Source organism: Bacillus arachidis, assembly GCF_030285945.1.
GTDB lineage: Bacteria > Bacillota > Bacilli > Bacillales > Bacillaceae_G > Bacillus_A > Bacillus_A arachidis.
Genome location: NZ_CP127376.1, coordinates 1848801 through 1861600, shown reverse-complemented (window position 1 = coordinate 1861600; position 12800 = coordinate 1848801). Strand labels below are relative to the sequence as shown.

At 34.2% G+C, this 12800-nt stretch carries 9 protein-coding genes and 3 pseudogenes; 4 read left to right on the top strand and 8 right to left on the bottom strand.

The window, feature by feature from the left end; all coding sequences use genetic code 11:
* Positions 1–83 precede the first annotated feature (83 nt).
* On the top strand, positions 84–1298 hold the full coding sequence (locus QRY57_RS10925; protein WP_286017434.1) for a MerR family transcriptional regulator: 1215 nt from the start codon (positions 84–86) through the stop codon (positions 1296–1298).
* Positions 1299–1431 (top strand): annotated as a pseudogene (locus QRY57_RS27125) (DDE-type integrase/transposase/recombinase); the annotation flags it as partial.
* 97 nt (positions 1432–1528) lie between these two features.
* Here QRY57_RS27125 and QRY57_RS10915 read toward each other — a convergent pair.
* From QRY57_RS10915 to QRY57_RS10905, 3 genes and pseudogenes are all read right to left on the bottom strand, one after another.
* Entirely contained in the window at positions 1529–2179 is a 651-nt protein-coding gene (locus tag QRY57_RS10915; RefSeq protein ID WP_286017433.1) for a DsbA family oxidoreductase, read from the bottom strand.
* Between the two features lie 115 nt (positions 2180–2294).
* Positions 2295–2726: pseudogene (locus QRY57_RS10910) on the bottom strand (Rrf2 family transcriptional regulator).
* 134 nt (positions 2727–2860) lie between these two features.
* Positions 2861–3730 (bottom strand): LysR family transcriptional regulator, encoded by an 870-nt coding sequence (locus tag QRY57_RS10905; RefSeq protein ID WP_208018245.1) that lies wholly within the window; start codon positions 3728–3730, stop codon positions 2861–2863.
* A gap of 97 nt (positions 3731–3827) precedes the next feature.
* Between QRY57_RS10905 and QRY57_RS10900 the strand changes: the two genes are divergently transcribed.
* Positions 3828–4739 carry a DMT family transporter gene (locus QRY57_RS10900; RefSeq protein WP_026591981.1) on the top strand — a complete coding sequence of 304 codons (912 nt, stop codon included), beginning with the start codon at positions 3828–3830 and terminating at the stop codon, positions 4737–4739.
* Between the two features lie 97 nt (positions 4740–4836).
* On the opposite strand, the pseudogene QRY57_RS10895 reads toward QRY57_RS10900, so the two are convergent.
* Both QRY57_RS10895 and brnQ read right to left on the bottom strand, forming a co-directional pair.
* Positions 4837–5157: pseudogene (locus QRY57_RS10895) on the bottom strand (copper resistance protein); the annotation flags it as partial.
* Between the two features lie 47 nt (positions 5158–5204).
* Positions 5205–6557: a branched-chain amino acid transport system II carrier protein gene (brnQ, locus tag QRY57_RS10890; RefSeq protein WP_286017432.1), complete on the bottom strand. Its 1353-nt coding sequence runs from the start codon at positions 6555–6557 to the stop codon at positions 5205–5207.
* 488 nt (positions 6558–7045) lie between these two features.
* Here brnQ and QRY57_RS10885 point away from each other — a divergent pair, with 488 nt between their 5' ends.
* Positions 7046–8239, top strand: coding sequence for a nucleoside transporter C-terminal domain-containing protein (locus tag QRY57_RS10885; RefSeq protein ID WP_026591984.1), 1194 nt, complete (start codon positions 7046–7048; stop codon positions 8237–8239).
* Positions 8240–8631: 392 nt separating this feature from the next.
* Here QRY57_RS10885 and topB read toward each other — a convergent pair whose 3' ends face one another.
* The 3 genes from topB to copZ all read right to left on the bottom strand — a co-directional run bounded on the left by topB (position 8632) and on the right by copZ (position 12784).
* The gene (gene topB, locus QRY57_RS10880; RefSeq protein ID WP_286017431.1) at positions 8632–10776 is read right to left on the bottom strand and encodes a DNA topoisomerase III; all 2145 of its coding nucleotides are present in this window, start codon (positions 10774–10776) and stop codon (positions 8632–8634) included.
* 250 nt (positions 10777–11026) lie between these two features.
* Positions 11027–12310, bottom strand: a complete 1284-nt coding sequence (locus QRY57_RS10875; protein WP_286017430.1) for an aminopeptidase P family protein — start codon at positions 12308–12310, stop codon at positions 11027–11029.
* Positions 12311–12580: 270 nt separating this feature from the next.
* Positions 12581–12784 carry a copper chaperone CopZ gene (copZ, locus tag QRY57_RS10870; protein ID WP_026591988.1) on the bottom strand — a complete coding sequence of 68 codons (204 nt, stop codon included), beginning with the start codon at positions 12782–12784 and terminating at the stop codon, positions 12581–12583.
* Positions 12785–12800 lie beyond the last annotated feature (16 nt).

Below are 12800 nucleotides of genomic sequence, written 5' to 3'. Positions count from 1 at the left end.
TTCATGTCAATACAAGTATTTTCACATTATTTCTTGAAAACATGGAGTTCATAACCACTTTTTTGTAGATCGGGGGGATATAGTTGAAAATCGGGTCTTTTGCTAAACTTTATAATGTTTCTGTGGATACAATTCGTTACTATATTGAACTAGGGTTATTAGTTCCAGAAAAAAAGAGGGCTCAGTTCCAATTGAATCAATCCTGTCTCGATGACATGGAGTTAATATTAGAACTAAAACATCTACAGTTCTCTTTGAAAGAAATTCAAAAATTTCTTTCATACAAACGTTTGACCATTAATATCGACATTAGTTATTATCAAAATCTCTTATCGGAGAAGAAAAATACGTTTGTAGAAGAAAAAAAGGAATTGAACCGATTTATTAAACTCATAGATGATAAGTTGCAATCCTTCGAGCAACCCGCTATTTCATGCAGCTATACCGGTGTACCAATATCCTTCATTCCACTTTTTTATTGTCCGTATTGCAAAGTCCAATTAAACATTAGTGATGCATCTATACAGGACAGTAATATTTCTGAAGCAAAATTAACCTGTTCATGTGGTTACTTTTCCTCAATACAAGATGGGATAGTAGTGACTTCAAACCTAGAGGAATCTCCCTACTGTATCCTCAATGAAGAAACAATGAAGGAATTTACCCCAAGTTTTGTCAGCTTAAGAGAAAAAGGGGACCAATGGATGATTAAGGTATTGAAGGAACAAGATTTATCAAATAAAGTCGTAATTGAAACAAATATTGATATATCTGTCTCCTTACCAAAGTACATATCATCACTTGACTCGGATACCTTCTATATTTTTTGTGGTTTCTCTTTGACTATGATTAAAAAATTGAAGTGTTTAATTGAAAAAGTCAACTCAAAACTTCGTATTGTGTATATCCAAAATACTGACTATCTTCTCCCTCTAAAACCTGGATCAATAGATGTCGTGATAGACAGTATTACTACTAACGATGTTTGTTCGCATAAAAACGTCTTCCCAATTACCTTGTTACAGACTTATATGAACGACAGATCTAAGGTCATTGGAAATTACCTGTATTATCATGAAGGTGCAACCTCTTTACTTAATTTTCGCACCCTATACCCTAATTCACACCCACATGTCTTATACCCAAATTATCTTGAGTCTAACTTAGGGAAAGAGGGATTAAAGATTCAGCAAAGGACAATCATTGGCTCAACAGATAACCCTGGTATTTTTCTTGATTATCACGAACAAGGCGAAAAAGTTAATTTACTGGGTTATATTGCAAATCGTGCTATCTAGGTGTATCTATATCGTACCGTTGATTCAGAAGGAAATACGATTGATTTTTATTTAAACGAAACAAGAGATTAAAAGACTGCAAAGCGATTTTTTTTAGAAATCTTTGCAGTCTTTTCACGTTTCAAGGCCCCAAAATTTGTTGTAGTTACTGACATATTAAAGCCTCTAGGTATATAAGTTTTATAGTTTATTTAAACAAACAGATTTGACTCTTTAATTAAATATCAGACTTAGCAATATCCATCAGTCGTACATTGCATGCCATCAAATGAATTTGTTCTTTCCTTTTGTATTTCTTTATCAATTACTCTTTCTAACATTTCTTTACTAGCAAGCCCTTGAATGACTTCGTCTCCAATCATTACTGTTGGAACAGCCATAATATTCGCCTCATCATATGCATGTTGGATTGCTTTTTGATGTTTCTCTTTATATTTACGAGTTACTAAAGCATCTTTAAATTCCGCTTCAGGAAGCCCTACTTCTACCGCTAGCTTTGTTAATACATCAATATCTTCAATGTTTTGTTCTTCTTGGAAAAACGCAGTAAATACTCGGTGATGATACTCGTTTCCAAATCCATACTCCTTCGCAAATTGACATCCTTCAAAAGCTAAATGTGTATATGGATGCGGAGAAACACGAGGTAAATGCATTTCAATTCCTAATTTTTTCGCAGTAGGAAGAATAAAAGAATCCCAAGAACTTAATTTATCTGGTTCTTGCCATGGATCGATTTTTGAATACGGGCTTGGACGTAATTCAAATGGCATCCATTCGATTTCTACATCTCTCTCCTTAGCTACCTCATCCAATGGACCTTTTGCCAAAAAACAAAATGGACAAATAAAATCAGAGTATACTTTCATTTTTACAGACATATGATTACACCTTACCTTCTTTTATTATTTCTAAATGTAACGGAATTGGTTACATTTAGAAGAAAAAAATATGCATTCTCCTTTTTATAGAGCTCTGCATTCCTCAATTCTTATTTCAAGCATTTATTTTTTCTTGTAAAGATTGAAATAACTGCCCCATAGTAATACTTTTCAAGACCTCTTCCATTGCAGATTGTGCCTAAACTAAAATAACCTCTAAAACAGCTTGAATATTTGCCCCAATTGGACAATCTGAATTTGGTTGTTCATGAATATGAAATAACTTATCTTCCGCAATTACATTTACTGCATGGTACACATCTAATAATGTAACCTCAGTTAAATCCTTTAATAGTTCAGCCTCACCTGGCCCTCGATTTACATAAACAAACTCAGCCCGTTTTAAGTCAGACATTATTCTTCGAATTACAACCGGATTTGTATTTATACTCTTGGCCATGAATTCAGAAGTACAAATGGGGGATGAATTGTTTTCCAAAATAGATAAAATATGAACAGCTATAGAAAAGCGGCTACTAATTTTCATTATGATCACCACCTTGATGTAATCATTATAGTTACAACTAAGAGGTACGTCAATCCTTTTTATAGACTTTTTTTTGGCGTTATTATAGTGAAAAACAAACAGGCGTCTCATTATCATATATGAGACGCTCTTTATCATTCTGCGAATAGCCCCTGGAACTCTTCAATAAATAGTTGAACAGCTAGTGAAGATTCCCTTAATGAAGGAACAGCCAAAGCAATTTCCCTCCACACTTGAGGTGCTAATTCTTTCGTTTTGACATTTGGAGGTAAATTCATTAATGATAATTCAGCTAATATCGCTAAACCTAACCCCTCTTGAATCATATTTAAAGATGTTGTAACGGTAGACACCGCATACTCAACTCGAAGTGGTACACCTGCTTGTTTAAACATATCAATAATTGGTGGTTCGTATCCTCCCTTAAATAAAATAATTGGTTCACCTTCTAAATCATTTATTGTAATAGCCTCTTTCTCACAAAGAGGATGATCATCCCGCAAGACAACAACCATTTCTCCTTTTGTTAACGGTACAATCTCCATTTCTTTATTGGGCAAAATAACAATTCCTACATCAATTACACGTGATAATAGCCACTCTTCCACTTCTTTAAGAGTTCCTTCATAGAGAACCAGCTCTAAATTCGGATATTTTTCGCGAAAGATATTAATCATTTTAGGCAAGAAATATGCTGATGCACTTGGAAAGCTTCCGATTCGAATTGTCCCGACTTCATGCCCTTTCTCCATCGCAACCTCTTGTTCTATTTTTTCAACGCCACTTAAAATTTCCCGAAAATGAACAAGAATCCGAGTTCCTACGTCAGTCAGAATTAGACCTTTTCTTTTATCACGTATAATAAGCGTTACACCGAGTTCTGATTCAACACTAGAAATAGCATGGCTCACAGCTGGTTGTGTCATATTCAAAACCCGAGCTGCCTTCGTAAAACTTCCTAGTTCAACTACCTTTACAAAAACTTGAAGTTGTGTGATGGTCATAACAAATTACTTATACTCCTTATAAAAAAGATTCATTTTATTTATCGTGTTCAATATCATATCATAATGAAATGAAATACAACAAGGGGGTATTATCATGACACAGCTTTCACGAACAAAAACGGTCATGCTCCTTTCATTTCTCGTTCTTATGTGGGGGATTAATTGGCCCTTATCTAAATTCGCCCTGCATTATACACCACCCGTATTATTTGCAGGACTTAGAACAGTAATTGGAGGATTCATTCTACTTATTTTCGCATTGCCTAAGTACAAACAATTACATTTAAAAGAAACTTGGCATTTGTACTTTATTTCAGCTTTACTCAATATTATTTTATTTTATGGTCTACAAACTGTAGGACTTCAATATATGCCTGCAGGACTTTTTTCCGCTATTGTATTTCTCCAGCCTGTCTTACTTGGAATTTTCTCTTGGATTTGGCTTGAAGAAGTAATGTATGGCTTAAAAATCTTTGGTCTTATTCTTGGATTTACAGGCGTTGCTGTTATTAGTTCTAGTGGCTTAACTGGACATATTTCTATCATCGGTATTTTTCTTGCTTTAGGATGTGCAATAGGCTGGGCGCTAGGGACCGTTTTTATAAAAAGAACCGGGAACCGTGTAAACGCTATTTGGATGGTAACCCTTCAACTCATTATCGGTGGCTTCTGCTTAATTGGGCTCGGTTCAGAATTTGAAAGTTGGTCTAGTATCGCTTGGAGCGTACCATTTGCAATCGTACTACTATTCATTTCAATCTTTGTAATTGCACTGGGTTGGCTTTCTTACTTTACACTTGTCGGAGCTGGCGAAGCGAGTAAAGTTGGAGCCTACACATTTCTTATTCCGCTCATCGCAATTATTGTTAGTTCTATTTTCCTACACGAAGCGATTACAATTAGCTTATTTATCGGACTATTGTTTATTGTCATAAGCATTTGCTTTGTAAATATAAAGCCAAAATCACTCCTAACAAAAGAAGCGGCTGAGCCTAAAAGATGTTAATCAAATATAAAGAAGAAAGGACCTATAAGATGGTAAGCTCTTTCTTTATTACTTTTTAAGACGCAATACAAATATACATGTACCGAGCGATACTATAATAGAAAGAATCGATTGTCGGAATAAAGAATCTACTATTAAATAAACCGGTTACGACAATAATAATAACCGCACATATTGCCCATGGTGAAAATCTTTTAATGGCATCCCAATATAACGTCCATTTCCCATTCTTATGATCTTTAGATAAAAGAGGTATACTTGCAGAAAATCCTCCAATCCATAGCGAAGCTGCAAATAAATGTTTAAATTCCATAGTTACAGCAATCTCTTTATACTTTAGACCATATACATGTCTATTCATTACTTTCATGATAAGTAATCCAAACCAAAAAGGTATTACGCCAATGCGTAATACCTTTCATTACTCTTCCTAAACGAATTCTACAACTTTTTTCATGCATATCACTACTTATTAGCTTTTGCTACGCTAGAATGAATTTCATTTTTCACTCTTAAATGACTAATACCGTATCCAATAAATCCACCAATAATAGCTGGGAAGATCCATCCTAGGCCTACTTCTTGCATTGGAAGAAATTTAGTAAATACATGATTCACTACTTGGATATTCACTCCAGCTGCATTTAATCCATCAAATAAACTTATAATAAACGTTACTAGTAAGCTTACTTGATACACTTCCGTTCTCCCTTTAAATAATGAATGGAAGAATGTTAAAAAGATTAGTACAATCGCTAATGGATAAATCGCTGTTAATACCGGAACAGAAACTGCAATCAGTTGTGTTAATCCTACATTCGCAACAATTGCACTAAAAACAGATAAAATAATAACAATTTTTTTGTAAGATACCTTTGGAAATAGTTTATGGAAAAATGAAGAACATGCTGAAACAAGTCCTACACTAGTCGTTAAACAAGCTACTGTAATCATTAATCCTAATAGAATTCCACCATATGAACCAAAGTAGTAGTTTGACACTTTCGCTAAAACTACCCCACCATTTTCTAAGTGCCCCAGTTTTGCTACGCTTGAAGCTCCCATATAAGAAAGCGCCGTATAAAGAATTGCTAATACTGTCGCTGCAATCATCGTTGCTTTTGCACAAACAACCATAATTTGCTTTTTCGTTTTTGCCCCTTTTTCTTTAATAGCGTTAATGATAATAATACCAAATACGAAAGATGCAAGTGTATCCATTGTTAAATATCCTTCTTGAAACCCTTTGAAGAATGCATTAGATGTATATGCTTCAACAGGTGCTTGCATATCCCCTATCGGATGAATGAAAGCAACAATTACTAAAATTCCAATGAACGTTAACTTAATTGGCGTCAAGATTTTTCCAACAATATCGACAATTTTCGCAGGATTGAGCGAAAAAAAACAAGTAATACTAAAAAATATTATTGTAAAAATAACTAAAGCCATAGAACTTAAACTTTCTGGTACAAAAGGCTTAAGACCAATTTCAAAGGAAACATTACCCGTTCTCGGTATTGCAAATAATGGACCAATTGCTAAATATAGAACTGTTGTAAATACAATTCCAAAAACAGGGTGAACACGACTTGCCAGTGATTGTAAATCCTCTTTTCCTGAAATTCCAAATGCTAATACACCAAGTAATGGTAGTCCAACCCCAGTTACTAAAAATCCCGCATTCGCTGACCAAATATTTGTTCCAGCTGATTGACCTAACATTACAGGGAAAATTAAATTTCCTGCTCCAAAAAAGAGAGCAAATAACATTAATCCGATAACTACTATGAACGAAAAAGGTACTTTATTCGACATGATACAACCTCCATTACAAAATCAATTATTTCATTTCCATTTTTAACTAATTGAAGATTCTGAATATTTAACTAGTATATATTTTATTATCACTTATTATAGTCTTAAGAATAATATATTTCAATACTATTTTTTGAATTTTTTAATTAAATTCGCTTTCAGTATAAAAAATTGGAGAAATACTACAAATTTCATTCGCATTACAAAGTTATACTAAACTACTTTACTTGTAAGTGCATATCTATCTCATCTTTCTTCATGTGATAAAATTTCATTCACACTTTCAGCTTCTTTCATAATTATTTCTAATTTAATAATATTTTCCACGAATTAAAAACACCTAAAAAATAATGACTTTTCCTAAAATAGATCCCCTTCATATTTTTTACATTTCCCTCTTGTTTTTCATAATTTCTCCTTCATTAGCCTAAGTGTGGAGAATAAGAGCTTTTTTATATACAAATAATAAACCTCAAGGAGTTGTTGACATGAATTTGATATTAAATATTATAGGGATTTTCATTGTATTATTAGTAGTTTTCTTATGTTCACCTAATAAAAGAAACATAAAGTGGAAACCAATCATTATTCTGATAATCCTTGAACTTTTTATTACATGGTTTATGTTAGGCACCAAATTGGGAAGTATCATAATTAATAAAATTGCATCATTTTTCACTTGGCTCATTTCATGTGCGAATGAAGGTATTCGATTTGCGTTTCCATCAGCTATGGAAAATCAAACAGTTGACTTCTTCTTTAGCGCATTACTTCCTATCATTTTTGTTATCACTTTTTTCGATATTCTTTCTTACTTTGGAATCTTAACTTGGATTATTGATAAAGTAGGTGCAATCATTTCAAAAATTTCTCGTTTACCAAAGTTAGAAAGTTTTTTTTCCATTCAAATGATGTTTTTAGGAAACACGGAAGCTCTTGCTGTAGTTCGTGACCAATTATCTGTTTTAAAAGAAAATCGTTTGTTGACTTTTGGAATTATGAGTATGAGTAGCGTCAGCGGATCTATTCTTGGTGCCTATCTATCAATGGTTCCAGCAACATATATTTTCAGTGCAATTCCTTTAAACTGTATAAATGCATTAATTTTAGCAAATGTTTTAAATCCTATAGCAATCACTAAAGAAGAAGATATTGTTTATTCACCATCAAAAGAAGAAAAAAAAGATTTTTTCTCTACCATTTCAAACAGTATGTTAGTGGGGATGAATATGGTTATTGTTATTCTAGCCATGGTTATTGGATATGTAGCATTAACAGCATGTTTGAATGGTATTTTAAGTTTTTTTGTAACAGGTTTAACAATTCAAAAAATCTTCTCTATTATCTTTAGTCCCTTTGCATTTTTACTCGGTTTATCAGGAACTGATGCTATGTATGTCGCTGAATTAATGGGGATAAAAATTACAACTAATGAATTTGTTGCGATGATGGATTTAAAATCACGCTTACACTCTTTACATCCGCATACTATTGCAGTTGCAACAACATTTCTAGCCTCTTTTGCTAACTTTAGTACAGTTGGTATGATTTATGGGACTTACAATTCATTATTTGGTGCAGAAAAATCAGTAATTATCGGTAAGAATGTTTGGAAGCTTCTTGTTAGTGGAATGGCTGTTTCCTTATTAAGCGCTATGCTTGTGGGGCTTTTTGTATGGTAAATGAATACAGAAGATACATGACACCTTTACATATAAAATGAAACTTTAATTAATGGGGATCTTCATCCCCACTGATTATTAGCCATCACCAATCGGACTTTTACAGGCTGTTGATTCCCACCTAACTTCTTAAAGAAAAGTGGAAGTGGCTCGTCCAGAATGTGAGGAGGATGGAGCTTCTGACGTAGAGGTGTTTTTTACCTCGCAGGAAGAAGCGAAGCCACTGGAACTGGACAATGCTTTCGCTCAGTTTTGAGGTAAGGGTCTTACTGCCCGCGAATAGCGGGATGAAAATTATGTAAACTATGCAAGAAACGAGGGAATATCTACTAGACCCTTTACACACAAATACTTAGAAAAAAGGTGTTACGATATTGTCGTAACACCTTTTTTCACTTTTCAAACACAAAGTTAATTTTATTCTCTTTCCACTCTAGCTTCGCATCGAATGCTTTATCGTTTTTCTTAAACCCTTTAATTAAATCTGTTTGTTCACCTTTTAATAGTTTCGTCATATTTTTTTGTGAAATTGTTTTTCCTAATATTTTTTTGGAGATAGTGAAATCACATTGAGTTGTATTATAATTTGAACAACCGTAAAAAGTCGATTTATCAATTACATCCCCATCGCATTTTTTACATCTCCCTACTTTTTTACCTATTGTAAATTTCGATCCTTTTCGTTCAATTGACTCTACATTCAATCCAGTAAAATCCCATTTCTCAGACATTTCAATCGCATCTTCAATAATTTTCGCCGATAATTTTTTCGTTTGTTCCATAAAGGTTGCTGGTGAAGCTGTACCTTCTCCAATTTCAGCTAGACGCTGTTCCCACTTTGCCGTCATTTCTGGAGAAGCTAAAATTTTATCCCCAATTGCGGTAATTAATACTTTCCCTTTATCCATTGCGTATACTTGGTTTTTCTTAACATCAATATACTTACGATCTTTTAGCATTGTGATGATGCCAGCACGAGTTGCTTCTGTACCTAAACCTTCCGTCTTCTTTAATACTTTCTCAAGCTCTTCATTATCTAAGTACTTTCCAGCCGTCTTCATTAATGTAATGAGTTGTCCTTCTGTGTAACGCTTTGGCGGCTGCGTTTTTCCTTCTTTCACCTTCACCTTTACAACTTTTCCTTGCTCACCTTCTGCTACGATTGGAAGAATGGTTTCATCATCCTTATCATCTTGGAAAATAACTTTGCGCCAGCCTTCTTGAATTTGTTGTTTCCCTTTTGAAATAAATTCAGCACGGCCATCAACAAGTGTTGTAATTGTTGTATAGTCAAAGATCGCAACCTCATAATGAGCCGCAATGAGACGCCTTACAATCATATCGTAAATTTTCTTTTCATCGCCAGATAGTTTACTTGGATTTGTCACTTGTTCTGTTGGAATAATTGCATAGTGATCTGTAACCTTCTTCTCATTCACATATCGCTTATTATTCATAATGGATTCAATCGGCGCTGGTAATAACTCTTTATATTCATCAAACTGGCTTAACTTTTGTAAGATATCAGGAAACGTCGCTGCTTCACCTTGCGTTACATAGTTAGAATCAGAACGTGGATAAGACACAATTCCTTTTTGGTATAAAGCTTGCGTTATATCAAGCGTCTTTTTCGGCGAAAATTTAAATGCTTTATTCGCTGTTGCTTGCAGTGATGATAAGTTAAATAGAAATGGGGGCTGAAACTCTTTCCGCTCTGTTTTCATTTCCTTTACTTCGGCCGGTTTATTTTGGCAAAATGCTGCGATTTTATTCGCCATATCAGGATCTTTTAAACGGGACTCATTATCTTGCTCCCATTTTCCTTCATATTTCTTTCCCTCTATATTAAAAGTTGCAAACACTTCCCAAAACGGCTCTGATTTAAAGTTCTCTATTTCTTTTTCACGTTTCACAATTAAAGCTAATGTCGGCGTCTGTACACGACCAGCCGAAAACACATCATTCATTCCTTTTTTCTTTAACAAAATACTAAAGACACGCGATGCATTCATCCCAACCACCCAGTCGGCACATGATCGTGTGTATGCTTCATAGTACGTATTGATTGTATCTGCTTCATCAAGTAAATTTTTAAATCCCTGGTAAATCGCTTGCTTCGTTAAGGAGGAAATCCATAAACGCTTCATCGGTTTTTGCACGTTACAAAGATTGATAATATTTCGTACAATTAATTCCCCCTCGCGCCCTGCATCGCCTGCATGAATAATTTCTGTCACTTGAGGATTATGTAACAGCTGTTTTACAACATTAAATTGCTTATACTTTGATTTTGTAACTTCAAATTGAAAGCGTTCCGGAATCATTGGTAATGTATCAAGTGACCATTTTTTCCACTCAGCGTGATAATGTTCCGGATTACATAACTGCGTCAAATGACCAATTGCCCATGTACAGTAAGCTCCATTTGGAAATAACTCATTTGCTTCCACTTCTAAATAACCATCTTTTCGGCGATATTTAAATTGGGAAACAAGGGCCAAACCTTGATCTGGTTTCTCGGCAATAATTAATTTCATTTTATAACTCCCTATCTAAATTCCAGTGTTGCTTCAATAATATCTCTTCAATTTTCATATAAACTCTTTAAAACCTTCACAAATTTTCACATATAAGTATAACCTACAACTTTGTATACTCTACTATAGACTTCTAATATTATACGCTTAATTTTAGTACCTTCACAATAGGAACTCATTATATAACATATTACTAAAAATTCTAAAACAACATGAAAAAGGCGCCACAAATTAGGCGCCTTCGTTCTTCTTATTTTGCAACAATCTGTCTATCCTTCACATTTGGATTGTGTACCCTCATGAAATCCTCAATCTCTTCAACAGTTCTTATTATATCTTTTGACAAGTTTTCATATCCATTTTCAGTAACTAAAATATCATCTTCAATACGAACTCCAATCGTTTCTTCCTCAATATACAAGCCGGGTTCCACTGTAATGACCATACCAGCTTCGAGCACTCGGTCTTTGTACGAACCTACATCATGAGTATCTAAACCGAGGAAATGGCTCACCCCATGATAATAATAGTTGGAGAGTTCCGAGTCTTCTTGGATTAAACCAATTTTCTTGCACTCTTCGGCGAGCACCTTTTTTGTATGTTCATTTAGTGCAGCGAATTTTAATCCCGGCCTCACGATCTCAATTGTTTCCCTCAGTGCTTTTAACACAATATTATAAATCTGTTTTTGGCGATCTGAAAATGTTCCACTTGCAGGGAACGTATAGCTGATATCAGCGTTGTAGTAATCTTTCTGAGCTCCAAGGTCAAGCAGCACAAGATCGCCTTTATTAATTTCGGAATCATTGTCCTCATAATGCAGCACGGTTGCATTTTTACCACTCGCTAAAATCGTATTAAATGCATGATGCTTAATACCGGATGATTTCAACGTAAAATCAAAATGAGCTTCCAATTCATATTCCATTATGCCCTCTTTGGCATGCTTAAGCACATTATAAATACCCTCTTTTGTAACCATAATAGCTTCCTTTATTTTTTCAATTTCTTCATCGGTTTTGAATACTCGTAGTTCACAAATATTCGGATAGGCATTACCGATTGTAATGTGCGGATAATGTTCTCTTACATGCTTAGCGAACGCCAACGTCCGTGTCTGCGTTCCTGCCCACTCACGGCGCTCCAAATCTAAATACACATGCTTCACATGTTCTGTAAAAAACGTTCGCGCAATTGATGATTCAAAACTGTCTAAGTACACAATCGTTTTTATACCTGAAATAGCTTCTGCTTCTTCTTTTGAAATTGTTTTGCCTACCCATTTTTCAAGAACTGGATCTGCCTTCTCAATAAAAAGCATTTCTTCTACTGTTTCGCCTACTTTTTTCAACACAAAAATAACGTTCGCCCCATCAATACCGGTCATATAATAGAAGTTTCGGTTTGGCACAAATTTATAATGTTCGTCGGCCGACTTATAAGGTGCCTGTCCGGCAAATAGAATCGTAACAGATTCATCCGGTAATGTTTCTGCTAACCTTTTTCGATTTTCAATAAAAAATGATTGCTTCATAACAATCCCCCTTAAGTTCTATGAATCTCCTTAAAACTGTCTATCCAGTTTATTTAATTGTATTATCGTTATAATTTTCCGTCAATTCAATACCTATCGATAGACTCGAACAGGTCGAGATAAATGATGACACAAGACTGTTTTTCATAGCCTAATACTTAAAAATATATTGCACTTCTTAAATGAAATAATAATACAATACCAATCACAAATTAAAAGGCCACTTTTTCATAAAGTGACCTTTTTGTAAAAAACGATTGAAATTACCTTTTACTCCACATCATATCCTTGATCTTCAATAACTTCTTTCATTTTTTCTACATCTACTTTTGTATCATTATACTCTACATTTACAGTTCCCTCTTGTAAATCCACTTCAACATTTTGTACTCCTTCTAACTCTGTAAGTGCATTTGTTACTGACATTTTACAGTGATTACATGTCATTCCTTGTACGTTTAATGTGATTGTCATAATAAATTCCTCCATT